The following is a 24,647-nucleotide window of genomic DNA, read 5'->3' as shown; positions in this document are numbered from 1 at the left end:
GTGACGCATAATGCGCCACCTTTTGTTGCTTTATTTTGAAGGAGTAAACCACCGCAACCTGAGCGCGTTGGATACTACAGAGACGGAACTAAGAGCCATAGCGCCTCCCGCAATCATCGGGGAAAGGGTAGGACCATTAAACAGCGCATACAGTAAGCCCATAGCTACTGGAATACCCAGTGTGTTATATCCGAATGCCCACACGAGGTTTTGCTTGATATTCTTGACCGCTGCACGACTAAGCTCAACAGCAGTAACAACGCCAGTCAGCTCACCGGACATCAGCACCACATCGCCTGCTTCAACAGCCACATCAATTCCTGTTCCCATAGCAATACCTACATCAGCAGTTGCAAGTGCCGGAGCATCATTAATGCCATCGCCTACCATTGCAACCAAATGCCCTTTGGATTGCAATTCCTTTATCGTATCGCTTTTATCTTCAGGGTGTACTTCTGAAATAACGGTGTCGATGCCCGCCTGTTTCGCCATAGCAGCAGCGGTAACACTATTGTCCCCTGTCAACATGACTACGTCGATATTTCGCTTTCTCAACTGACGAACAACGAAAGATGCTTCCGGCTTAATGGTATCAGCAACAGCCAGCAACAGCGCAGGTTCGTCATCAACAGACATTATAAGAGCTGTCCTTCCTTGCAATGCCTGCTCTTTCATTCGCGCCAGAACATCTGTATTGTGCTCTACCCCTGCGTAAGCCGCATTACCTATCCGAATAGTCTTACCATCAACAGTACCATAAATACCTTTGCCAGACTCCGCAGTTACTGTCTGCGTATCCAGAAGCGGCACACCACGTTCTCTTGCCCCCTTAACAATAGCGGTAGCCAATGGATGCTCAGAAAGGCTTTCAAGTGAAGCCGCGTAGGATACTGCTGTGGACTCATCAATGCCATTAAGCACTTCTACATGAACAAGTTCCGGCTTGCCGTGTGTTATTGTACCTGTTTTATCAAACACTACGGTTTGTACGCGCCCTGTCTGTTCAAGTGCTGTACCGTTTTTAAATAAGACACCGAGCTGTGCGCCGCGCCCTGTTGCAACCATTATTGATGTAGGGGTTGCAAGCCCCATGGCGCATGGGCAGGCAATAACCATAACTGCAACAAAAATACGCAATGCAAATGGGAAAGAAGCACCTGCTACCAGCCAAGCTATGCCTGAAAACAACGCGATGCACATGACAATTGGCACAAAGTACAGACTTACAGTATCTGCCATGGAAGCAATAGGAGCTTTCGAACCTTGTGCATCCTGCACAACACGAATGATACGCGAAAGAACAGTATCAGAGCCTACGTGCTCTGCCTTCATAGTTAATACGCTATGTGTGTTCACTGTTCCTCCGGCAAGAGTATCACCCTCTTTTTTCGATACCGGAAGCGATTCACCTGTCAGCATGGATTCATCAATGCTGGAAGCACCTTCAACAATAACCCCGTCCACAGGGATACGCTCACCTGGGCGAATCAGTAAAATATCCCCTGCAACAACTTCTGTCGCAGCGACTGTCTGCTGCTCTCCATCTACCAACCGAATCGCAGTATCCGGAGTTAAGTCCATCAACCCCTTAATGGCATCGGACGTATGTGAACGAGAGCGAGTTTCAAGGAATTTACCAAGCGACACAAGAGCAATAAGTACGCCTGCTGCTTCAAAGTACAAATCCATTACCCGTGCCATTACATCAATGCCAAGGTAAATTTCGATTGTCCCCCACAAGCTGTAAACAAATGCGGCTCCTGTTCCCACAGCAATAAGGGAGTCCATGTTTGGAGCGCCCCTGAACAGATTTTTAAATCCGTGGATATAAAAATCACGTCCTAACCAAATGATAGGGATAACCAAAATCAATTGGACAAGAGAAAAAGTTCTTGGCGAGGAGTGAGGAGCTAACCACTCAGGCAAACTCAACCCTGTCATGTCAGTCATAGCAATAATCAATAAGAGAGCAGCAAAGATTATTTCAGGAATGAGCTTAGCTTTCATTTCAGCTAGACGAGCACGCATAGATTCCTGCTGCTCTTCCCACATAGCTGTTACATCTTGCGCCCCTGCACCTTCAGTTTCCTGCAAGGTTGCGCCAAACCCCAGCATTGCCACTTTTTCAGTAAACGCTGTAATGGCAACTTCTTTGGAAATGCCTTCTGCAGGAGTGATTCTGGCAATTTCTGTTGCAAGGTTTACCTCAACAAAAGAAAACTCAGGCATTTGTGATGTTACTTTTTCTATCCTTGCTGAACACGCAGCGCAGTGCATACCAGAAATAGAAAAGCGCAGCATATCACCGTCACTGGAACCTTCTTCCGGTGCTACCGCTTCGTACCCGATATCTGCAACTTTTTGCGCAATATCAGCAATACTTATTTGGTTTGGATCAAAATCTACTTGCATGGAGTCAGTTGCCAAATTTACTGCAACACTGGAAACCCCCGCGACCTCAGACACCCCTTTTTCAACACGGGCAGAACAAGACGCGCACGTCATACCTTTAACAGGCATTGTAATTTTACTGAGCTGCACCGGATCAATTGACTCGATATGGTTATCAGTCATAGCAAACCTCATTGTTTCGAACAAAAATTACAAAAAACTTTTCTGGCACCGCACAAAAATCGATATTGGATGGTTGAGTGGTACCTAATGTTTCGATATGCTACTCCTGAGACCGAGTGAATACAATTCTTTTTAAACAGTTGCATGAGGATTAGATAATGCCAGCAATTACTGTTACCGGAATGTCATGTCAGCACTGCGTTAAAGCAGTTACTACCGCACTTGAAGCCATCGAAGGCATCTCTGATGTTTCAATAGACCTTGTTTCTGGAAATGTTGAATGGAAGGAAGCAAGCCCTGTTCCTACAGAAACTATTGAAAATGCCATCACCGGTATTGGGTTTGAAATAAAAAAATAATATTGTATCACGTAAAAAAAGAGCCGGATAATCCGGCTCTTTTTTTGGTTTACGACTCTGGATAAAGCACATTCTAAACGCTATTGCATTGCTACAGAGAGATTTTTTCCGCTGTGGTTCACAACCCATTTAGGAGACATTTTTCTTTGCAAATCCAACACAATGCGGACTCTATCCTCATGATGACCTAATCGGACTGCCTTTACAACACTATCCGCTGTCACTTTCGGATTCGGTAGAGCTTTAGTGAAGTGTCCCACAACATCCACAACAACTCTATCCGGCTTTTTCAATGCAAATATTTTATATGTAATTTTTTTTTCAGCAGTAACCCGTAACGTATGATTCTTATACGTTACAGCCACAAGCGGCGATAATTTTTTCTGCACCCTCGTAGAAGACTTCTTCACTCTACGTTTTGGCGTAGAGTGATGAGTACGCTTTGGATGAAGGGAAGACGTTCTCGCTTCCAGCCCCCCTTGTGTCGCAGCTTTTCCACCTGTCTGAGACTTTACCGTCTGGCGTGGTCTATCACCGTGTTGATGTGCACGAGTCTTTGTTTGAGGAACGGTAGCAGGCTGTCCTTTTGAGACTGCTACAACAGACTCCGTGCCATCTTTTACTAATCGCTCTCGCTGTCCGGAAACTGCTTGAATTGTATCTGCTGTACTTTTTTCTATAACCAATGTGTCTAACACGCTGTTTTTCTGCACTTCAACAGCCGTCTCAATGTCAGACGAATTCTTGTCCAACATGCTGTAAGCATCGCGCATCATCCATTTATTAAAGGCAATCAGAGCAGTCCCAGCTACTAAAGCTAATGCTAACAGCATGATAATATTGCGGTTCACGCACCCTCCCGTCAATATTCACGCATTCTATCTACCGGAGCGTCTCTCACTACGCACATACTCAAGAAAGAGTTTTGCAGGGCGTAAATTTTTGTTGAGTGAAATAGCACGATTCAAGTAACGGATAGTATTACCAAAGTCACCCATGTCATAATACACTCGGGCAACATTAAATAAGGCATGGTCATCATCCGGACTCAATTCCACTACGCGTAACTGATGCTGCAACGCCGCAGCAGGAAGTTTCTGTTTTCGTAAATTAGAACCAAAGTCCGCAAAAACATGCTTATGCTCAGGAACAATGCCTTCTTTAGATTCAGCAAGTTTTGTCAGCACCTTAAGAGCATTACGTCTATCACCGTTTTCCAACGCAACCAATGCTTCTTCAAAACTTGCTTTCAAATTTTTGGATACATTCTCAGGTGTTTTCTGCTCTTCAGCAAACCTTTCGGCTTCTTTACGCGCAATTTCCAACGCTTCTGAAGAAGATACAAGCTCAGGAGTTACTTCACTACCGTACTTATCTTTAAGCACAAACTTGTATGGCTCATCCGGCAAAGAACGTGCCTCGTGTTCCACAAGATGGGCGTGTGCAAGAACCTGCGGCGGCAGCAGCACCTCCGGCTCTTCTACAAACCTGTGAATAAAGTCTTCAATGCGCAGGCGGTACTGTTGACCTGCAACTGTATTTTGGACAGACAAAGCTTGGATCATGACCGTATCGTTATCTGTAAACCATACTAGCCAGTTACGCTTAGTCTGTTCTGCTGGCGCAGAGTTCTGCTCATATTCAAAAGTTGAATACACACCTTTATATTCTAAATGCAACACAACGTACTTCCTACTGACGTTCAAATTATCGTAATTGCGACCTGCTCGTTATCGCACGCAGAAATTTTTGCGCTGGCTCTAATTTCGGGTTTGCAACAAGAGCACGGTTCAACCATCGTTTGCAATCAGCCATCTTTCGCAAATCATAATACACACGGGCAACATTATAGCACAAGTGGTCATCATTAGGAGAAAGCTCAACAGCTTTCAAGTAATGTTTTAATGCTATTTCCGGCTCACGCTGCTTACGTAACTGCGTTCCAAAACCATTAAAGAGGTGCTTATGCCTCTTTTTCCAGTTCACATTTTTCTCAGGTACAGCAAGCAGAATCTTGCGTCCCTGCTTTGCATACCCGCCACTCAGCAGGCTCATGCCTTTATCAAATTGCTCAGTTGCTTCCCGCTCTTCATGGTGAAGAGGTGTTTTCTTACGCCCAGTGGATGATGTACCATCATCCGGTTCAAACTTGAGCAATTCAATAACTTCATTATCGCTGCCGATAGATGTTGATTGAACTTCAAGCGCAAGCAAACCAGGTTCAAAAACATATTCATCTTCAAACTCATCATACTCAATCAGCCGTTTGTCACCTATAGGAGTCAGGTTACTTGTAAGCAGCTGAACTTCGATATACCCTTCCGGCCCCGTACGTGCAAACCAGTATCTCTTTGAAATACTTTTTCTTCTTGTTGCACCGGCACCAATCCAAAGACTGGATGACGTGTGATATACGCCTTCTTTCATATATTGCCCCCAATATTATGAACATATACTGTAGCACGCACCCTATCATACGCTTTTTATGTTGAAAACAGTATGTTAGGACATCAAACTAGTATTTAAAAAACATTGTGGACGCTTAGTATCTTTTGCTTTACGTTTCTGAAATGCATGAAATGGCAATAGCAGCAAGTCTAATTGATATCGTCAAGGAAGAGATGGCGAAGCATAATGCCTCTAAATTACTGATGGTTCGCGTTTGTTACGGCAAATTAACAAACCTTGTGCCAGATGCACTTGAGTTTGCATTTGAAGTACAAACAAAAGAGACCTCGTTAGATGGCGCTGAGCTGGAACTTAAAGAAATTCCTGTGACTGTCACTTGCGGTGAATGCTCTACAGAGTTTACGCCGGAAGGGACAGATCTTTTCTATATGCCGTGTCCGTCGTGCGAAAATTTATTCGGGCACACAGTGCTCACAGGAAAAGAACTTTACGTAGATCATCTTGAAGCGGAGTAAGTGACCCACATGGAAATCCCAGTAGTACGCAACATACTTGAAGCAAACGATAAAATAGCAGTAAATTTAAAAGAACTTTTTGCTAAACACGGCATTCTTGTTCTTAACCTCATCAGTTCACCGGGTGCCGGAAAAACTTCTATTCTTGAACGCACTCTCACAGACCTTAAAAATGAATTTACAATGGCTGTTATTGAAGGTGACTGCCAGACAGACAATGATGCTCGCAGAGTTGCCGAAACTGGAGCCAAAGCTGTTCAAATCAATACAGATGGCGGTTGCCATCTCGACAGTAATATGATTACTGCTGCACTGGCTAATTTTGATCTGGATGAAATTGACATTCTCTTTATCGAAAACGTCGGTAACCTTGTATGTCCGGTAGAATTCGACTGCGGCGAAGACTTTAAAGTTGCGCTTCTCAGCGTACCGGAAGGTGACGACAAGCCGGAAAAATATCCTGCCCTGTTTGAAAAATCTTCAGCGATGATTCTTAACAAGTGCGATTTACTTCCATACGTTCAGTTTGATGTTGAACGTGCCATTAAATTTGCCACCCAGTTAAATAAAGACATGCCAGTATTCCAGACATCCTGCACCACCAGCGATGGTCTTGATACATGGTACAACTGGCTTCGCGAAGCACACGCTGCAAAGCAGAAGTAATTAGTCGATACAAAAATTGTACATACAAATGCCCCCGTATTTCGGGGGCTTTTTTTTCATAAAAATCTTAGATAAGTATCTGAAATCAAACTGCTGAAAAATAAAAAACACAGTAGCCTCTAGACAACCCTCACGTTAGTGACTACTGACATTATACTTCGATTATACACAGTCTGCCTCTATTAACTGCCGCACCTGACAGGCTGATTTTTACAACGCGGCACTAGCCAACTGTTTGGAGACCATCATGAGTTCTGACTGCAACAGCGGTAGCTGCTCTTCTGGATCATGCGGCGGAGCACCTACTGAACTGGATGCTGGCGAAGCACGTATGCACCGTACTATAAGCCGTATTAAACATAAAATTGTTGTTATGTCCGGTAAAGGCGGCGTTGGTAAAAGTACCGTTGCCACCAATATTGCTATCGGGCTTTCTCTTGCAGGTAAAAAAGTCGGCTTACTTGATGTCGACGTACACGGCCCAAGCGTGCCACGCCTTTTAAGCATGCGCGACTCCAAAGTTCATATTGAAGAATCTTTCATCGAGCCTGTGACATGGAGCGAAAACCTCTCCGTTATGTCCCTTGGCTTCTTGCTCCCTAACTCCTACCAGCCTGTTGTTTGGCGTGGTCCGGTAAAAATGGGCTTCATCAAACAGTTACTTTCTGATGTTGTATGGGGCGACCTTGACTACATGGTTGTTGACTGCCCTCCAGGAACAGGTGACGAACCACTTTCTGTTATGCAGCTACTTGGTAATGATGCACAGGCTGTTATTGTAACAACACCTCAGGGTGTTGCTATTGACGACGTTCGTCGTTCCGTTACCTTTGTAGGCGACGTAGGCAATCAGGTTCTGGGTATTGTCGAAAACATGAGCGGCGTTGTGTGTTCACAGTGCGGTAATGTAGAAAACATTTTCGGCAAAGGCGGCGGTAAAGATCTTGCTAAAGAAGTAGGCGTACGCTTCCTTGGTGACATTCCACTTGATCCGGAAATTGTTCGTTCCGGTGACGAAGGTTATGCATTCCTTTCTGTTCAAAAAGAAAGCCCGACTGCACAAAGCATTCAAAAAATCATCAAGCCGATCCTCATGCTTGATGATGGCGCTGCTCCTTCCCACAAGCTGCATCCAGTACTGCCACCACACAAAGGCACTATTAAAGTTGCTCTGCCTGTGGCTAAAGGAACATTGGCGCCTTCCATGCATCTTGCTGAACAATATGTCATTGCCACTGCTGATGCTGAAACCAAGAAAATCGTTTCTACAGAAACAGTAGATGCTCCTAAACACGAAGCAAAAGCCACTGCTTCTTTCCTTGAACGTCTTGATACAGGTTATGTATTAGCGAAGGATGTACCACAGGACACATGTGATGCATTGAAAGAGAAACACATTTCTCTTGTTAAAGGCATTACAGTAAATGCTCCTGTTGCTGTAGTTACAGACTTTATTGAAGGAAAACTGCTCGCAGCGGGCTAACAACTTCCGTTCTTTATTCAAAAATAATGCAACCCCTTACTTTTCAAGAGTGAGGGGTTGTTTTTTTTGCCTGTAGCTGGCATATCTGCAAAGTTCTAATTGACACTCAACTTTCACTTTTTTGACATCATCCATTCAGGAGTCATGCGTTGAAAAAAATGAACTTAGCAGCGTTGCTCTCATTCCTCTTCTCAGTCTTAATGCTTCCAGACATTGTAAGACTTCCAATTGCCTACTTACTTCCAGCTGTTGCGTATCTGCTTCTGTTTAATTTCTTCGTTATGTATTTGGTTTGCCACATACGCAAACTTGCGGTGTACACAATTCCACCCATCTTTTTTGCAAGCGCCATCACAAGCTACTTTTATGGTGTTTATCGCATAAAAATAGACAAAGAACTTCTTTTTCTTTTGCTAGAGACAACTACAGGCGAAGCTGGTGAGTTCATAACAACAGAACTCATCATATTTGGCGCAATCGCCCTATTACTTACAAGCATCCTTACCTACCTGTTAAAACATTCTTCAGGGAAATTTAATGGTAAGGTCGTCGCAATCCTTTTCATTGTCTTGCTGCCTACAACTTTTTTGTTGGGCAAATATAAAAAAAACCCGCATGTACGGGTTGTTCGCCCTATTACAGCAACCAAGTATATCTTTCCGTATTCAGTTATAACCTGTATTGCTGAATTTTCTGGACAATATTTCGAAAACCTTACGCAGGGTGAACGCGAAAGCAGTGCCAAGCTGCCTTCTATTTTTATTCCTCAAAAGAAGCCGTTGCACATTATTGTTGTCATCGGCGAATCTGCCCGCGCTGACCGTTTTCAAATAAACGGATACCCGCGAGAAACCACCCCTAAATTGATAAAAGAAAAAAATCTCATCAACTTTGGGGGAATTCAATCGTTTGCGGCATACACTCGCCTTTCAGTTCCAGCGATGATTACACCAGCAACCAGTCAGCATCCTGAATCCACTATGAGTTCTTACCTCGGGCTATTCAAAAAACATGGATTCAAGACGACTTGGATATCAGCTAATGACCGTTTCAATAGTAATGATACTCCAACGACAAAAGCTATTGGTGATGTAGACAATAGCATTTTCAGAAACTCACTGGGTAACGTTTCGTATGGCGAGTTTTATGATGCAATGCTTCTTACGCCTCTTCAAGAAACACTTGTAGCAAATGCACAACACAATCAGGCAATAACACTGCACACTCGTGGCAGCCATGCAAACTATGCTGCGCGATATCCTGAGGAATTCAAAAAATTCTTACCGGATGCATATGACGAGAAAATGCAACCTCAACAAGTCAGCAACGCTTACGATAACAGCATCCTTGCGACAGACAGCTTTCTTGCATCTATTATCGAACTCGTCAGAGATAAAAATGCAGTCGTTATCTATAGCTCTGACCACGGCGAATCGCTTGGAGAAGAGGGACGGTTTGGGCACGGAAACGCGCTAGCACCCGAACAGCGAAACGTCCCGTTTTTTATCTGGTATTCAGATGATTATCGCAAACTTAACGAAACAACAGTTGATACGCTTAAGAAGCACGTAGGTTCATCTCTATCCCATGACGTCTTCTTTCCATGGATTTTGAACCTTGGGGGAATATTGCTACCGGACACAAACCAGCCAGTGTTATTATCGGTCACGAAATAAAAAAAGGGAGAAGCTGAAAATCAGCCTCTCCCTTTTTCGTTGTATCAATTAAGTCTGCTAATAAAAAATACCAGCAAGAGCACCAGCAAACAGCAGAACTGAAATAAAACCGTTCATGGTAAAAAACGCCATATTAACCCGGCTCATATCATCAGCACTGATGATGCAGTGTTCCCAGAACAACACGCCGGAAACAACAGCCCACACGGCGAAATATGCCCAACCAAGCCCTGCTGCCCAGCCTCCCATAAGAAACATTATTGCTGTCACAACATGGCAGAATGAAGAGATTACCAATGCAGATTCAAGCCCAAAATGTGCAGGAACGGAGTGCAGCCCCGCAGTGCGGTCATAGCCCATATCCTGACATGAATAGATAATATCAAACCCTGCAACCCAGAATAAAATACCCCATGCAAAAAGTACTGCCGGAACAGTAAATTGCGGGTCAACACTTATCCAGCCTGCCAACGGTGACAAAGCAAGCACTGCACCGAGCCAGAAATGGCAAAGCCATGTAAAACGTTTGAGCAAGCTATAAAACACAGCCACAAACAACGCTACTGGAGACAGCATAAAGCTGAGTTCATTTATAAAGAAACACGCAACAACAAAAATTGCAGCCATCACCGCAATAAAAAACCATGTCTGCATTGGTGTAATTTCACCAGTTACAAGCGGTCGCTGTTGCGTACGCGGATTTTTAGAATCAAACGGAAGATCAATAACTCTATTGAACGCCATTGCTACGGAACGAATCGCAACCATTGCCACAGTAAGCAGCAAAAACGGCTTCAAGGAAGGAATCCCGCCAGCCGCGATAAACTGCCCGAGGTATGCAAACGGCAGTGCAAAAATAGAGTGCTCAATCTTAACCATTCGGCACACAGCACCAAACTTAGCAAAAAGAGTAGAAGCCGAAATCATGAAACATCCTTAACAACAATGCCATATTTACTATACAGCACTTCTGAATAATTAGAAAAATGTTCAAGAGCCTGCATCTGCCCTTTGCAGCGCAGTTCATTAATCTCATCATACCGCTCAATAAGAACTTCAACAACAACTGGATCAAGCTTTTGAGAATCGCCAAGCTGCCTGAGTACTTTTGTTGCCTGCGCAAAGTCCATACCCTTACGATATGGTCGATCTTCAGTAATTGCGGTAAACACATCTGCAACCTGAAGAATACGTGAGCCAAGCGAAATATCATCACCAGAAAGTCCATGCGGATATCCGGTACCATCTAATCGCTCATGATGCTGGCATGCCCAGTCGCGAATAATTTCCAGTCCTGGGATATCAGACAGAATATGCTCCGTATATGTTGCATGCCGCTGGATGATGGCAAATTCTTCACTCGTCAATCGACCATTTTTTTCCAGCAACGCCGCAGGAACTGCCAGCTTTCCGATATCGTGCAACCGCCCTGCTATTTGAAACAACACTTGCTGGATTTCATTGAAGCCGAGCCAGCGACCAAGCACGCACGATGTAACAGCAACACCTTGAGAGTGCGTTGCTGTAAATCGACTACGGAAATCAATAACCGTCGCAAATAGCCCAGTAAAATCCAGCACACCGTCTGCATCAAGAACATCTTCATCAAATTGCGATGAAATATTTAATGTTGTTTGTGCGTGTGCAGCTCGAAGGTTTGGATAAAAATGGGGCTTTGATTCAGCCTCGCGCAGAGCCTCAATGTAATCAGGATTAAACATTGTGCCCTTGTGTTTTTTACACAGCGAAATCAAATCCGGTATTTGATCCTGCACGGGGCGATCTCTACGTGTATTCACATCAATAAAATCCGCAAGATTAATAATATTGCTTAGTTGATAGTAACTATCCAACTCACGCAATTCTTCCCACGGAGTATGATGATGCTCCACAAGCTTTGGAATATCTTGTAACTTTTTTGACGAACTGATTATGACCGAACCAGCGATGGAGTGCTTAATCGTGTCATCTTCAAACAATAATGAATCAACGGCAGGATACAGTGACACAGCACCTATATCATGCAGCATAGCTGCTAGCACAATATTTCGGTACTCAGCGTCACTCAAGCCGTAACACCCAGCTATGCTTGATGTAAGAAAACCGACATTTGTATGATGCCCTGCAAGAGTTTGCGACACCATGTCTAATGAACGGGCTAGTGCACTGACAAGATCAAACAGTCGAACCTTAAAAAAACTTTCATCTGTATAGGCGATCCCGCCCCCCTGACACTCATGCTGAAAAACCACAGATTCTCCCTAGTTTCCGCAATCTGCCGGATCCCCCTGCAATTTGGCAATAGTATGCCCGAATGCTGGGAGAACCGCTTCCAAATTTTCTGCAACAGCTTTTGTACTACCCGGCATATTCACTATCAAGGAAGTTCCGAGAGTACCTGCAATTGCACGCGAAATGACAGCATTCGGTGTTTTTTGCAAACTGGCTGCCATCATTGCCTGCTCCATTCCTTGAAGCCGTCGATCGATAACCTTAACGGTTGCCTCTGGTGTAACATCGCGCGGAGCTACGCCTGTTCCGCCCGTTGTTACAATAAGATCAAACTTCTGCCGCAATGCTAAATCACAAAGCAATTGACGCAACTGTAACTCTTCATCAGCAATGATGTACCCTCGAGAATATGCGAGAGAATATTTCTCCCGCACAAGCTTTTCAACCAAAGGTCCACTTCCGTCTACGCGCTCCTTGCGAGCACCTTTGTCAGAAAGTGTAACCCATGCGAGGCTCAGTTCTTCTTTGTGTGCTGCTACTACACAAGAATCTTGTTGAAGATCGCAGAGCATTTCAACCCACATGCCTTCAACAGAATGAACTCCATGTTGTGCTGGAGAATATCCATTCTGAACAACCATAAAGTATGGACATGAGCTGTTGCCATTAGCTGAAAAAACGGTTCCAACAGGAAAGTACGCAGGAGGCAGCGTAGTATTGATGGTCGCTAACAACTGCGCGTCGTCTCCGTTCCTACCTACAAAAACAGTTTCACCCTTTGAAAGAGCTTTTGATGCTGTGAAATAATGTGCGTTCATATATCATGGCTGCAATGCATTGCAGAAAGTTATTTTTTGATGTTCTTCTTGATTACCTGCAAACCAACGTATTTTGTTTTTACATGAGTAAAAATGTAAAACAAAAGTGAAGACATTGAAGTTGCCCAAAAATTTGCTTTACACAGAGAAAAATCACATTGTGCTATACTAAAACAACAGCACTGGCTTGACAAAATACAGTGGTACACAATTAAATCAAGTCAATTTCATATCTTAGAGAAACTTTTTAGCAAAAACAATACACCTTTTGTAGGAAGTTCCTGCCGTAAGAGTCAAGAAAAATGAAATTTTTCACAAAGAAGCCTACCACCTTTGTCTATAACGTAATTTATTCTGAAAACACAACATATTGTTTGATTATAATATCAAAACAATACTTTGCTTACGTATAGGCAAAAGCTATCGGCAAAAAGTAAAAAAGCGGACTTGTGATAAGTCCGCTTTTTGCAATTTCAACTACGTCTAACTCTATCTTACAAAATCTGACTCAGGAACAGCTTGGTTCTTTCATGTTCAGGGCTTGTAAAGAAATGTTCCGGTGTACCCTCTTCAACAAGCTGACCACCGTCCATAAAGACAACACGGTCTGCCACTTCACGGGCAAAGCCCATTTCGTGAGTAACAACAACCATTGTCATACCTTCTTTCGCAAGGTTTTTCATAACATCCAGAACCTCGCCAACCATTTCTGGGTCAAGCGCAGAGGTAGGCTCGTCAAACAGCAATACTTTCGGGTCCATTGCAAGAGCGCGAGCAATAGCAATACGCTGCTGCTGACCACCAGAAAGCTGGTCAGGATACACATTATATTTATGTGCAAGACCAACTTTTTCCAGCAATGCCATACCTTTTTGCTCTGCATCCTTCTTAGAACGCTTACGCACGGTCAGCTGAGCCATGGTAATATTCTCAAGCACAGTCATATGCGGGAACAAGTTGAAAGACTGGAATACCATCCCAACTTCAGCGCGAATCTCATTAATATCGCAGCTAGGGTCTAATACCTCAGTACCTTCAATGGTAATTGAGCCGCTGTTAGCATACTCAAGACGGTTCAAGCATCGGAGAAAAGTAGACTTCCCTGAGCCGGATGGACCGATAACAACAAGCACTTCACCTGCTGCAACTTCCATGGAGACATCTTTAAGAGCGTGAAGCTCTTCAGGAATATAAAAATATTTATTAACGTTTTTAGCGCTAATCATCGTACTGCTCTCCTTTCAAGGTACTGAACAGCCACAGAAAGGGCAAAGGTAAGTACAAGGTACATAATGGTACAAGAAATCCACAGTTCGTAAGACATAAGAGAAGAACTGATAACTTCACGAGTTGCCTTTGTCAGCTCACGCACAGCAATTACGCCAAGCAATGAAGAGTCTTTGATAAGGCTGATAAACTGCCCTGCAAGCGGAGGAAGAATACGACGGAATGCCTGAGGCAAAATAACCTTACGCATCGCCTGTGGGCCACTAAGACCCAAAGCACGAGCAGCTTCACTCTGACCACGATGCACAGACTGAACACCCGCACGGACAATTTCTGCAACATACGCACCGGTAAAGATTGCAAGAGCAAACACGCCGTACCACAGTGCTGGAATCGGATCTAGCCCGATTTTATCAAGCATAGCGTTGATAAGAGAGCCTGCTACGAAGTACCAGAGAAAAATTTGAACAAGCAGTGGAGAACCACGGATAAGTTCGACATACGTGATGGAGAGCCAGCGCAGACAAGGGTTTTCAGAAATACGCATCAACCCGCTAATAATACCGACAACAATGCCGAGAACAATCGCGAGCATAGAGACTTTCAGGGTTACGTAGGTAGCTTCAAGCAAAATGCCCGGCTTGCTGACACGATACTCACCGATAGTATCGCCCATATATACGTAATCGCCTTCCATCAGGAAAATATTGGCATCAGGCGGCATGTTAACCACTTCTTCGTGGCTGCCATCCTGAATAATAATCGTATATCCTGCGGCAGTTTTATCAATCTTGGTCAGATCACCTTCAGCTTCAGAACGAACCTCAAGGTCTTTATCCAGCCAGAAGTATTGCGGCACCTGTTCCCAGCGCCAGTTATAATCTACAAAATCTGCAGCAGCGTAAATGAAGCCGATGCCAAGCAGGCAAATTGCCACAAACATGGCTTTCCAGAACAGGAAATACCCCGGCTTCTTAGGACGATCGAGTCCTGTATAATTCATCATCTGCGTATCCTTATCTCAACACGTTACGAACGAGTTCTAAAAAACAGTAAAACCTTCCAGCTTCAGCTCACTTGCAAAATTGCAGCAAACCAAAAAACTAGAAGGAAGCTTTGTAAGCCTATGAATATTTGGGCTGCCACTGCATAGCAGGCAGGAATGACAGGCAAATAAACAGGGTCGGTGGTAAACCGACCCTGTAGTAGACAAAAAATCCTATTTCTTCAACTGGGATTTCCAAGCTTCGGAACGGAACCATTTGTCGTAAAGACGCTGGTAACGACCGTCGTTTTTGAACTGGAAGATAAAGTTGTTGAGGAAGTTAGCAAAATCAGGATCACCCTGTTTGTAACCAATTGCCATAGGTTCAAAAGTGAAAGGATCGTTCAGTACGAACACTTTGCCTTTACCCTGAACAGAAGCAATGTTTTCAAGAGCAGGAATATCGAAAACAAAAGCATCAGCACGACCGGCAATAACTTCCATGCCGCAATCAACTTCTTTTTCGAAAGATTTGTATGTTGCTTTAGGGAGATACTTTTTAACAGCTTCTTCACCTGTGGTACCAAGACGGGATACAACAACGTATTTAGGGTCGTTCAACTCTTTGTAACGAGTAATTTTACCCTGAAGCTTGTTGGAAACCATTACGCCCTGTCCCATAAGGAAGTACGCATCAGAGAAACCAATCTGAAGGTTACGCTGCTGGGTAAGAGTCATACCGGAAATGATAACATCAAATTTATTAGAGAGCAGAGAAGGAATGATGCCGTCAAAATCAGTATTGACTGGCACAAATTTCACGCCCATAGCTTTTGCAAGCTCTTTTGCAAGGTCGATATCAAAACCGATGTAGCGACCATTTTTGTCAGTAATTTCAAATGGAGCGTAACTTGCGTCAAAACCAACGCGGAGTTCGCCACTTTTAAGAATTTTGTTAATTGTAGACTGCTTAGCAAGCTCAATATCAGCCGCAGAAGCAGGCGCTGCGAGCATAAATGTCATTGCCAGCACTAAGAGTACTTTTACAAATTTCATCCCTATTCTCCCATAATAAATAAAAACAAAAACAATACGAGTTAGTATTTCCCTTCGGTCAAAACTTCCTTAATGACCATGTCCCGTTTACACGTATCACATTTAGGCAACGGCTCTTCGGGCACAGCTATAATCTGAGTTTTACGGCATATAGGGCATATAACCTCAACAAACTCACGCTTATAACGATCTTTAAGTACTCGTTCCATACCTACTAACTCCTTACAAAGAAAATAACAATGAGCAGATGCTAAAGAAACTCTCTTCAACATTTTTAACATATATGTAAAACCCAGACAAAATCAAGTTTTACATACGCGTATAGCTTCGTGTCATTATTCAATGGTTAACCAAAACAAACCACGCCGGATTCCCTCCTCACTTACTGTCGCAATACTTTAGGAGTATTCCTGAGCAAATAAGGTCCGACACCATCGGCAACAGCCGTTTCCCGCGACTTCGTTGCCGATTGACATATGTAGTATATTCACTTCTTAACGTCTACTGCAAAACGTCCCTCCCAGCATATTCTTCAATATAACAAGCAGCAGCCACTATACGCCAACCCCGATTGTCTCGTAGACTGTCTCAAGACTGAAAAATTGACAGCACGCACCCACAAGCATATTTCCCACTTTTTTTACTGATCTTCGCGGAGGACATATGTCGCAGATACTATTGAGCAATGCGCTCATTCTTTCTATGAACGAGAATAGAGAAATGTTCGTCAACAGCGACATTCTTATTACTGATGATCGCATCACTACAATAGGTGCTGTGGATCGATGCGATATTGCTCCTGATGCCGAAGTTATTGACTGTACAGGGTCTATCATCATCCCAGGGCTCATCAATACACACGTCCACCTTTGTCAGCAGTTAGGTCGCGGACTCGGTGACGATGTTGACTTGCTTACATGGCTGCATGACCGTACATGGCCGTATGAACTTGCAATGACAGAAGAAGATGTAGAAATATCTGCCCTCGCCTGCTGCGCAGAACTCATTCGCTCCGGCGTAACATGCTTTGCAGAACCCGGCGGACAACACGTTGATGCGATGGGACGCGCTGTAACAAAAGCTGGGATACGCGGCATTCTTGCACGCTCTACAATGGATTGCGGTGAAGGTATTCCCGAAGATCGTCAGGAAAGCACAGACGAAGCACTTGCAATTCAGCTTGAGCTTATCAAACGCTGGAACGGTGCAGAAAATGATCGAATCCGCTGCTGGTTTGGTTTGCGTACCATATTTAACAACTCAGATGAGCTTATAGTCCGCACAAAACAGCTCGCAGATGAGCATAATGTCGGTATCCACATGCATGTTGCAGAAATCAAAGAAGAAGTTGAATTCTCCCAAAAAACACGCGGCGCAACCACAGTGGAGCATCTCGCAAACCTTGGTGTGATGGATTCAAATTTTCTTGCAGTGCACACCGTATGGCTCACTGAAAACGAAATATCCCTTTTCGCAAAGCACAATGTAAAAGTGTCCCATAACCCGGGTGCAGCTATGCGTGTTCTCGGCTTCGCGCCGGTTCCTGAAATGCTCAAGCAAGGAATATGCGTTACCATTGCAACGGATGGAGCGCCATGCAACAACCGTATGGATATGCTTGATGAACTATACCTGACAGCACTCATTCACAAAGGACGCACGCTTGACCCGACAACGGTTCCGGCAGAAACCATTTTAGAAATGGCAACCGTCAATGGTGCGAAAGCGCTTCTCTGGGAAGATCAGATTGGCTCACTCAGCGTCGGGAAAAAAGCTGACCTTGCCATTATCAACCCAGCTCTCATGCCCGGTTCCGTTCCAGTGCACGACCCTGTTTCCAGCCTTGTATACTCCATGCATTCGACAAATGTAACGCACACAATGTGCGACGGAAAATGGCTGATGAAAGATAAAGAGATTTGCACGTTCGACGAAAAAGATTTGCTTAAACAAGCGCAACGACATGCAGACTCTATCCGAGAACGCGCCGGTATTACTCTGAAACCTCGTTTTCCAGTAGTGCAAGTTCGATAAAAGAAACGACGAAGCCCATGCGAGAGTAAGCATGGGCTTCCAGTGCAGGCGCGAATGAGATAGAGTGCCAACTCTAAGGGGAAAGTTGGAACTTTCGCGTTCTGCATGATGCATGGTCGAGAGAAGTTTTTCTTGAGCATGTGTTAGCTCATGCTCAATCCAGTACCAGCCAGATGCGGACGCACCATTCAGATGCGCCCGTACTTGTTACGCCACCTTTTCTCTAATCTTAAACAGAATTACATAGAGCGTCGGCACAACAACCAGCGTCAGCACAGTTGCAAAGGTCAGACCTGCCATAATGGTTACAGCCATTGATACAAAGAATGCATCGGCTAGCAGCGGGAGCATACCAAGTACTGTTGTACTCGCTGCCATCATAACAGGACGGACACGGCTTACTGAAGCATCCAGAACAGCCGTAAAAGGTTCCTTTCCTTCTCGTATTTGCAAATTAATTTCATCCAGCAACACAATTGCGTTCTTGATGAGCATCCCCATAAGGCTCAAGAAGCCAAGCAAAGCCATAAAGCCAAATGGTTGACCGGATACTAGCAGCCCCCATGCAACACCAATGATCGCCAACGGCACTGTAAGCCAGATAATCAAAGGCTCTCGCAGGGAGTTAAATAGTGCAATTGTGATGAGAATCATCATAACTACAGTTGATGGAATAGTGCCAAACAACCCAGCCTGAGCGTCAGTAGAATCCTCATATTCACCACCCCACTCCATGCTATATCCAGCAGGAAGAGGCATTGATTCAATCAACGGTCGTAATTCATTAAATAACCCAATTGGCAAGCCTTCACGGGCTTCACATGAAACGGTGATGGTAAGTTTGCGGTTACGTTTATGCAGCACATTGTTCTGAAACTCTGTCTTGAACTCAGAAACAAGCTGACCTAGCGGGATCATGCTATTTGAGACACGACTGAACACTTGTACAGAGCTCATTGAACCAACCTCTGTGCGCTCTTCTTTAGGAGGACGCAGCATGATCGGCAGCAGCGTATCGCCTTCACGATAGACGCCAACAGCAGCTCCCACGTATGCCGCCTGCAACGCTTTTGCGACATCAGGTCGATCCAACCCAGCACGGCGTACCGCCTGCTCATTCAACACAGGAACAATGACTTTTGCTTTCTGTCGCCAGTTATCGCGAATACCACGCGCGTTGTCGTTCGCTCTAAAAATTGCCTGCGCCTTACGGGACAACTCTCGAAGAACCTCAGGGTTTGGACCTGAGAAACGAACTTCAACCGGATCATCACGCCCCGGACCAAGCCGTACCTTTTTAAATTTAAAGAATGCTTCAGGAAACGCTTTGCTTGCATACTCCCTGTATTCTTTAATCATTGCTGGCACATCATGGTAATCCTTAATGGTTACAATAAGCTGACCGTAGTTTGGATAACTCTGTTCAGGAGCATATACCAGCATGAAACGAGGAGCACCGGCACCGATGAAGGTTGATGTAAATTCAACACGCTCATCCGTTGCTAATTTTTGCTCAAATTTACGGAGATCATCACTTACTGAACTAATATCAGCCCCTTCCGGCTTCCAGATATCCACAAAAAATTGTGGCTGAGTAGAAGCTGGGAAAAACATCTGATCGACATACTGCATTGCATAGCCAGAGGCGACCATTACAGTGAGCAAAGCACCAATAGTTACCCAGCGATGGTTAAGACAAGCTCGAAGTGAACCACGATAAGCGCGGAATAAAAAGCTACCATATGGGTCTGCTGCTTCCGCACCTTCCTTTTTGTGCAAAAACATTTCGCATAACAACGGAGTTGCCGTCAGTGCGGTTACCCAGCTGAGCATTAATGATATCAGCAACACCCAGAACAACGAGCCGCAATATTCACCAGTAACATCGCTTGAAAGACCAATTGCAGCAAAAGCCATAACCGCAACAACCGTTGCGCCAAACAACGGCCACATATTTTGTGACACTACAGCGCGGGCTGCTGCAATTTTATCTTCACCTTGCTGGATGCGGACAAGCATACCTTCGGTAACAACAATTGCGTTATCTACCAGCATACCCAGTGCGATAATAAGCGCGCCCAACGAAATCCTTTGCAGTTGAATATCCATCATTTTCATGAAGATAAACGAGCCGCATACTGTAATCAGCAATACTGTGCCAATAAGAAGCCCGCTCCGCAGCCCCATGAATATCATGAGAATTACGACAACAATCCCTACCGCCTCAAGCAGGCTGACAGCAAAGCCTTCGACAGCTTTTGTGACGTAGTCCGGCTGAAAATAGATCGGTTTAATCTGAAACCCGACAGGTGTCTCTGCATCAAGCTCTGCAAGACGTGCTGTTACGCGCTTGCCAAGATCAACGATATTACCGCCTGATGCCAACGAAATGCCTACAGCCAGCCCTCGCGTTCCATTCTGCCGCATAATATTTGTTGAAGGCTCGATATATCCACGAGTAATGGTGGCAAGGTCTCGCAAGTACACCAGTTTTCCAGAACCTGCATCTGTGACATAAATATCGCCAAGTGCATCTACTGAAGTAATACCACCAGACGGGGATATACGAATGTATTCTCGCCCGACCTGAACATTACCTGCATCCGAGACAAGGTTACGCTGTTTAAGAGCACCAACAATCGACTGCGTTGTCACCCCAAGCTGGCGCAGCTTTGCACGCGGCATTTCGATAAACACAGCTTCGCGCTGTTCGCCCCATACCTTGACCTTGGCTACGTCCTGAATAACAAGCAACTCTTTGCGTAAATATGTAACGTAGTCTTGCAATTCTTTATACGAGTACCCGTCTGCTGTTACAGAATACAAAATACCGTATACATCACCAAAATCATCTATCACAACGGAAGGGTGCGCCCCCAGAGGCAGCATCCCTTGCACATCCCCCACTTTGCGACGCAATTCGTCCCATACCTGAGGTAATGTTTCCTTGTTATAACCTTCTTTGATTTTGACTGTGATGATGGACTTACCGGGCAATGATACTGAAGTCACATCCTTGAGCTGTGCAAGCTGTTGAATAGAACTTTCGAGTCGATCTGTAACTTCTTCTGCAACCTCTTCTGCTGTTGCCCCCGGATATGCAGTGACAACAATTGCATCTTTAATAGTAAATTCCGGATCTTCAAGTCGCCCCATGGATTGGTAAGCAACAAGCCCCCCTGCAAGAAGCACTACGATCATGGTAAGCGTTGTTATACGCTTACGGATCGCCCATTCTCCAATACTCATGACAGCTACTCTCCAATCTCACCCTGCAATACACGCACAGGCTGACCTTCTTTAAGGTAATGCACCCCTGCGGTTACAACCTGCATACCGGACTCCAGTCCTGCTTTTAAAATATATTCATCCTCCTGCATGTCCCCAAGCGTCACGGAAGCGCGCGCCACTGTGTTGTCATCCTGCACAACCCACACAAAAGGATTATTTTCTGCATCAACAGCCACGGAATTAACAGGCACACGGATAGCTTTCACACTGCCATCAGATGCATTAGGCAAGTAGCCGATAACTTCAGCTGTCATACCTGAATAGATGCTTACACCTTCAGGCTGCGGCAATGTAATAGTAACTGTGTACGTACGGGTTTGTTCATTTGCCGTCGCTTCAAACTCTCTAAGCTCACCTTCGTATAATTTGTCAGGCATTGCCGCAAAACGTACAGACGGCTTTTTAAGGACACCTGTTTTAGCTTGAAGAATCGCGATAATCAGTTCTGGAACTTCCACTTCAATATCAAGTTGTTCAACATCATCTAATCGTGCAATATGCTGCTGAGCCTGAACATTTTCAAAATTTTTCACATACGTTTGAGCCACTACACCATCAAAAGGCGCACGAAGTACGGTGTATTCCAAATTAAGACGCGCCTGTTCGCGCTGCTGTTCCAGTAACTTCACTTTAGCTCTGGCATTTTCAACAGTGCTGTGTGCGCTGTCGAAAGTAGCTTTGGAAACAATGTCTTCTTTCAACAACACAGAGTTACGTTTGAAGTTAAGCTCTGCTTCCTGCAACGATGCAATCGCCCCTCGAAGCTGCGAATCCAGCCCACGCAGCGTTGTCTGGAAATCACTTTTATCCAATGTTGCAATTACTTGATTGCGGGTAACACGCTCTCCTGCGTTAACGAGCAGCTTGCTTAATTGACCGGAAACACGAAACCCAATTTCTGCTTTTTTACCGGCAACAACAGTCCCCGGAAATGCACGCTCGACTAATTCTGTTCCGCCATTAACAGTAATAACCTTTACAGGTTTTGCCACTGTGACAGCTTTTACTCTCTCTTCACCAGTGCACCCTTGAAGTGCCAGCATCACAAGCCCTGCTAATACAAACAGGGCTGTTTTAATACGTAGTGTTCCCACAAAAATACTCCAGAAAAACGCAGACCTGTCTCCCCTAAAATTACAGACAAAGGCTGCGGTCATAAGTGTATCCTGTCCATATAATCTACTAATATGAAGTGGTCATTTCATATTAGGATGCGTTTTCACACTGCCTGTGCAAAGATACGCTGGTTACTTTTCCACCTGACAAAACAACGTAAAACAAGTGCTTCAAGGTAGCATCGCTACGGAAAAACACATGGCTTGGTGATATTCGCAGCAAGAAAGAAAAGGTAACAGCAACGTAAGGTTACAATGTAAAAACATACCCTAGTTCGACAGAAATAATAAAAAGCTGCCGAAGGTCATGTACGAAACCAATCGTGTGCTATTTGCAATTGTTACAAAGCTCGCCACAATTTCATCAATTTGATGGTTGTGCTAAAGAACTTTTTTTAACAGCTTGCGATAATGTGTTATTTTTTTTGGTTCGGCAGCGATGCATAAAAAGCAATCTACATGCCAAAAAAATAAATATAAAAAAACAACTGGTTACCAATTTACACATACAGACAGCAGCAAAAGCTGTTGTATTTAACAGAATGCCTGTTATATTCGACAGAATGGCATTCTTCTATCATATGCGACAGAATGAGGTATAGGAGGAGGGGAAGCTCTTATGCAAAAAAACGATTTTTTTAGAAGTGTTACGAAAATAATTTGCTCCACGCTCAATATGCAAAAGGCAATTACGGATTTAAATCAATTCCTAGAGAAAGAATTGCCCGTAGATACAATCAGCTTTGAAATCTACGATGACGAGAAGCAAATTCTACATAACATTATTTCAATGTATAAAGGTAAACAGCGTCTTATTCCTGATTTAATCATTAGCGATGAAATTCATGAAGATTTTATGATAAGCGCTAAAGATGAGCAGATGCTTTTTGAATACATCCCGAACTCCAGAGATCAGGAAATTTCAAAACAAGTCAGCAAGCGAATAACCACTGAAGTATTTTCAGGGATGATATGTTACCTGCGCATTGAAGGAGAATTTGTGGGTGCTGCCGCTGTTACACGCGACAGACCATATGCATTTACAGAAGAAGAAATAGACCTTCTCTCTTCTCTTAGTGAACCTTTGACCATTGCCCTTGTCAATGCATTACGGTTTGACGAACTGAAAGCGGTCAAAGACCAGCTACAAGATGACAATAAATTCCTGCAACGCGAGCTTGCAAAAAAAGCTGGTGAAACAATTATCGGCGCACATTCAGGGTTAAAAGCCACGATGGACATGCTCACACAGGTTGCAGGTACAGATGTACCTGTAATGCTTCTTGGTGAAACAGGAGTCGGCAAGGAGGTTCTTGCCAATGCGTTGCACCGCATGTCACCAAGACGTGATAAACCATTCATTACAGTCAACTGCGGCGCAATACCTGAAGCGCTCGTCGACAGCGTATTATTTGGATATGAAAAAGGTGCCTTTACAGGAGCAACACAACAGCGCAAAGGAAGATTTGAACGCGCTTGCGGTGGCACACTATTCCTTGATGAAATAGGAGAGTTGCCGCTGGATGCTCAAGTACGATTGCTGCGTGTTCTGCAAGAAAAAAAAATTGAGCGTGTTGGCGGCGACGTGGAAATCCCCGTAGATGCCCGCATTGTTACCGCAACACATAGAGACTTGAGAAAGCTGGTAGAAGAAGGGAAATTCCGTGAAGATCTATGGTTCCGCCTCAGCACGTTCCCTGTTGAAATCCCGCCGCTGCGCGAACGTTTGACAGATATCCCGATGCTTCTTGCGCACTTTTTGAAAACATGTTCCGAACGACTGGGCATTCCACAACCCCCTGTTACAGCAGAAGGAATTGACAACTTGCATGCATACAGCTGGCCGGGAAACGTACGCGAAATGCATAATATAATCGAACGGCAGCTTATTCTGGGACAAGGGAAAGTGCTGACTTTTTCGTCTCTTAACGAGCCTTCGGAAACGAATACCACAACATATCCACTTGTGGAGGTTGCTCCTGCCGAAACAGCATCCGCCGCAACTCGACTGCCACCAGTTGATACTGGCAATACGTTTCCGACGCTGGACGAAGTTATGCGTCTCTACATTGAAAAAACATTAGCTCATTGCAATGGCAAAATTGAAGGAACTGACGGCGCAGCACAACTGCTGGGAATAAACCCTTCCACCCTGCGCCACAGAATGCGTAAGCTCAATATTGCATTCGGCAAAAAACACTAGCTTA

Annotated in this window: 20 protein-coding genes; 7 read left to right on the top strand and 13 right to left on the bottom strand. The window is 44.5% G+C overall.

Translation table 11 applies throughout. From position 1 onward, the window contains the following. Nucleotides 1-30: 30 nt before the first annotated feature. The gene (locus N4A56_RS02095) at nt 31-2,574 is read right to left on the bottom strand and encodes a heavy metal translocating P-type ATPase (RefSeq protein WP_295544737.1); all 2,544 of its coding nucleotides are present in this window, start codon (nt 2,572-2,574) and stop codon (nt 31-33) included. Between the two features lie 158 nt (nt 2,575-2,732). Here N4A56_RS02095 and N4A56_RS02090 point away from each other — a divergent pair, with 158 nt between their 5' ends. Continuing rightward, complete coding sequence (locus N4A56_RS02090) at nt 2,733-2,933, top strand: cation transporter (protein ID WP_293668707.1); 201 nt, start codon at nt 2,733-2,735, stop codon at nt 2,931-2,933. 80 nt (nt 2,934-3,013) lie between these two features. On the opposite strand, the gene N4A56_RS02085 is transcribed toward N4A56_RS02090, so the two are convergent. Genes N4A56_RS02085 through N4A56_RS02075 form a run of 3 tightly spaced genes read right to left on the bottom strand, consistent with a single transcriptional unit; the run spans nt 3,014 to nt 5,360 of the window. Further along, nucleotides 3,014-3,784 (bottom strand): AMIN domain-containing protein, encoded by a 771-nt coding sequence (locus N4A56_RS02085; RefSeq protein WP_295544736.1) that lies wholly within the window; start codon nt 3,782-3,784, stop codon nt 3,014-3,016. 27 nt (nt 3,785-3,811) lie between these two features. Beyond that, complete coding sequence (locus N4A56_RS02080; RefSeq protein ID WP_293668709.1) at nt 3,812-4,615, bottom strand: hypothetical protein; 804 nt, start codon at nt 4,613-4,615, stop codon at nt 3,812-3,814. Nucleotides 4,616-4,640: 25 nt separating this feature from the next. Then, nucleotides 4,641-5,360: a tetratricopeptide repeat protein gene (locus N4A56_RS02075; protein WP_295544733.1), complete on the bottom strand. Its 720-nt coding sequence runs from the start codon at nt 5,358-5,360 to the stop codon at nt 4,641-4,643. A 143-nt stretch (nt 5,361-5,503) separates the two neighbouring features. On the opposite strand from N4A56_RS02075, the gene hypA reads away from it, so the two are divergent. The 4 genes from hypA (at nt 5,504) to N4A56_RS02055 (ending at nt 9,682) form a co-directional block, all read left to right on the top strand. Continuing rightward, on the top strand, nt 5,504-5,857 hold the full coding sequence (gene hypA / locus N4A56_RS02070; RefSeq protein WP_295544731.1) for a hydrogenase maturation nickel metallochaperone HypA: 354 nt from the start codon (nt 5,504-5,506) through the stop codon (nt 5,855-5,857). A 9-nt stretch (nt 5,858-5,866) separates the two neighbouring features. Beyond that, nucleotides 5,867-6,523 (top strand): hydrogenase nickel incorporation protein HypB, encoded by a 657-nt coding sequence (gene hypB, locus N4A56_RS02065; RefSeq protein ID WP_293668713.1) that lies wholly within the window; start codon nt 5,867-5,869, stop codon nt 6,521-6,523. A 247-nt stretch (nt 6,524-6,770) separates the two neighbouring features. Further along, a complete protein-coding gene (locus tag N4A56_RS02060; protein WP_295544728.1) occupies nt 6,771-8,006 on the top strand; it encodes an Mrp/NBP35 family ATP-binding protein in 1,236 nt (411 codons plus the stop codon). A gap of 158 nt (nt 8,007-8,164) precedes the next feature. Further along, the gene (locus tag N4A56_RS02055; RefSeq protein WP_295544789.1) at nt 8,165-9,682 is read left to right on the top strand and encodes a phosphoethanolamine transferase; all 1,518 of its coding nucleotides are present in this window, start codon (nt 8,165-8,167) and stop codon (nt 9,680-9,682) included. Between the two features lie 57 nt (nt 9,683-9,739). Here the strand turns inward: N4A56_RS02055 and N4A56_RS02050 are convergent, their stop codons facing one another. The 7 genes from N4A56_RS02050 to N4A56_RS02020 form a co-directional block, all read right to left on the bottom strand. Continuing rightward, the gene (locus N4A56_RS02050) at nt 9,740-10,609 is read right to left on the bottom strand and encodes a 4-hydroxybenzoate octaprenyltransferase (protein WP_295544726.1); all 870 of its coding nucleotides are present in this window, start codon (nt 10,607-10,609) and stop codon (nt 9,740-9,742) included. After that, on the bottom strand, nt 10,606-11,934 hold the full coding sequence (locus N4A56_RS02045; RefSeq protein ID WP_295544724.1) for an HD domain-containing phosphohydrolase: 1,329 nt from the start codon (nt 11,932-11,934) through the stop codon (nt 10,606-10,608). The genes N4A56_RS02050 and N4A56_RS02045 overlap by 4 nt, the downstream gene beginning before the upstream one ends. A gap of 9 nt (nt 11,935-11,943) precedes the next feature. After that, complete coding sequence (locus N4A56_RS02040; RefSeq protein WP_295544723.1) at nt 11,944-12,732, bottom strand: MogA/MoaB family molybdenum cofactor biosynthesis protein; 789 nt, start codon at nt 12,730-12,732, stop codon at nt 11,944-11,946. 494 nt (nt 12,733-13,226) lie between these two features. Further along, on the bottom strand, nt 13,227-13,958 hold the full coding sequence (locus tag N4A56_RS02035) for an amino acid ABC transporter ATP-binding protein (protein WP_293668719.1): 732 nt from the start codon (nt 13,956-13,958) through the stop codon (nt 13,227-13,229). Next, on the bottom strand, nt 13,955-14,965 hold the full coding sequence (locus N4A56_RS02030; RefSeq protein ID WP_295544721.1) for an amino acid ABC transporter permease: 1,011 nt from the start codon (nt 14,963-14,965) through the stop codon (nt 13,955-13,957). Before N4A56_RS02030 ends, N4A56_RS02035 begins: the two co-directional genes overlap by 4 nt. A 213-nt stretch (nt 14,966-15,178) precedes the next feature. Beyond that, nucleotides 15,179-16,000 carry a transporter substrate-binding domain-containing protein gene (locus N4A56_RS02025; protein WP_293668722.1) on the bottom strand — a complete coding sequence of 274 codons (822 nt, stop codon included), beginning with the start codon at nt 15,998-16,000 and terminating at the stop codon, nt 15,179-15,181. A gap of 41 nt (nt 16,001-16,041) precedes the next feature. After that, nucleotides 16,042-16,209 (bottom strand): hypothetical protein, encoded by a 168-nt coding sequence (locus N4A56_RS02020; protein WP_293668723.1) that lies wholly within the window; start codon nt 16,207-16,209, stop codon nt 16,042-16,044. Nucleotides 16,210-16,663: 454 nt separating this feature from the next. On the opposite strand from N4A56_RS02020, the gene N4A56_RS02015 reads away from it, so the two are divergent. Further along, entirely contained in the window at nt 16,664-18,034 is a 1,371-nt protein-coding gene (locus N4A56_RS02015; protein ID WP_295544719.1) for an amidohydrolase, read from the top strand. Nucleotides 18,035-18,241: 207 nt separating this feature from the next. Here the strand turns inward: N4A56_RS02015 and N4A56_RS02010 are convergent, their stop codons facing one another. After that, entirely contained in the window at nt 18,242-21,283 is a 3,042-nt protein-coding gene (locus N4A56_RS02010) for an efflux RND transporter permease subunit (RefSeq protein WP_295544717.1), read from the bottom strand. Between the two features lie 5 nt (nt 21,284-21,288). Further along, nucleotides 21,289-22,419 carry an efflux RND transporter periplasmic adaptor subunit gene (locus N4A56_RS02005; protein WP_293668727.1) on the bottom strand — a complete coding sequence of 377 codons (1,131 nt, stop codon included), beginning with the start codon at nt 22,417-22,419 and terminating at the stop codon, nt 21,289-21,291. Nucleotides 22,420-23,059: 640 nt separating this feature from the next. On the opposite strand from N4A56_RS02005, the gene N4A56_RS02000 reads away from it, so the two are divergent. Continuing rightward, nucleotides 23,060-24,643, top strand: coding sequence for a sigma 54-interacting transcriptional regulator (locus N4A56_RS02000; RefSeq protein WP_295544715.1), 1,584 nt, complete (start codon nt 23,060-23,062; stop codon nt 24,641-24,643). Nucleotides 24,644-24,647: the final 4 nt, after the last annotated feature.

It is taken from the genome of Halodesulfovibrio sp., from assembly GCF_025210605.1.
Lineage (GTDB): Bacteria > Desulfobacterota > Desulfovibrionia > Desulfovibrionales > Desulfovibrionaceae > Halodesulfovibrio.
Note: the sequence above shows the minus strand (reverse complement) of the source record. Positions and strands in the feature narration are given on the sequence as shown.

What these genes read in the sequence shown, in the direction of transcription:
- N4A56_RS02015 (WP_295544719.1), top strand. Translation starts at nt 16,664, where the DNA reads ATGTCGCAGATACTATTGAGCAATGCGCTCATTCTTTCTATGAACGAG.
- N4A56_RS02010 (WP_295544717.1), bottom strand. Translation starts at nt 21,283, where the DNA reads ATGAGTATTGGAGAATGGGCGATCCGTAAGCGTATAACAACGCTTACC.
- N4A56_RS02035 (WP_293668719.1), bottom strand. Translation starts at nt 13,958, where the DNA reads ATGATTAGCGCTAAAAACGTTAATAAATATTTTTATATTCCTGAAGAG.
- N4A56_RS02025 (WP_293668722.1), bottom strand. Translation starts at nt 16,000, where the DNA reads ATGAAATTTGTAAAAGTACTCTTAGTGCTGGCAATGACATTTATGCTC.
- N4A56_RS02095 (WP_295544737.1), bottom strand. Translation starts at nt 2,574, where the DNA reads ATGACTGATAACCATATCGAGTCAATTGATCCGGTGCAGCTCAGTAAA.
- N4A56_RS02050 (WP_295544726.1), bottom strand. Translation starts at nt 10,609, where the DNA reads ATGATTTCGGCTTCTACTCTTTTTGCTAAGTTTGGTGCTGTGTGCCGA.
- N4A56_RS02055 (WP_295544789.1), top strand. Translation starts at nt 8,165, where the DNA reads ATGAACTTAGCAGCGTTGCTCTCATTCCTCTTCTCAGTCTTAATGCTT.
- N4A56_RS02040 (WP_295544723.1), bottom strand. Translation starts at nt 12,732, where the DNA reads ATGAACGCACATTATTTCACAGCATCAAAAGCTCTTTCAAAGGGTGAA.
- N4A56_RS02030 (WP_295544721.1), bottom strand. Translation starts at nt 14,965, where the DNA reads ATGATGAATTATACAGGACTCGATCGTCCTAAGAAGCCGGGGTATTTC.
- N4A56_RS02075 (WP_295544733.1), bottom strand. Translation starts at nt 5,360, where the DNA reads ATGAAAGAAGGCGTATATCACACGTCATCCAGTCTTTGGATTGGTGCC.
- N4A56_RS02000 (WP_295544715.1), top strand. Translation starts at nt 23,060, where the DNA reads ATGCAAAAAAACGATTTTTTTAGAAGTGTTACGAAAATAATTTGCTCC.
- N4A56_RS02090 (WP_293668707.1), top strand. Translation starts at nt 2,733, where the DNA reads ATGCCAGCAATTACTGTTACCGGAATGTCATGTCAGCACTGCGTTAAA.
- N4A56_RS02020 (WP_293668723.1), bottom strand. Translation starts at nt 16,209, where the DNA reads ATGGAACGAGTACTTAAAGATCGTTATAAGCGTGAGTTTGTTGAGGTT.
- hypA (WP_295544731.1), top strand. Translation starts at nt 5,504, where the DNA reads ATGCATGAAATGGCAATAGCAGCAAGTCTAATTGATATCGTCAAGGAA.
- N4A56_RS02060 (WP_295544728.1), top strand. Translation starts at nt 6,771, where the DNA reads ATGAGTTCTGACTGCAACAGCGGTAGCTGCTCTTCTGGATCATGCGGC.
- hypB (WP_293668713.1), top strand. Translation starts at nt 5,867, where the DNA reads ATGGAAATCCCAGTAGTACGCAACATACTTGAAGCAAACGATAAAATA.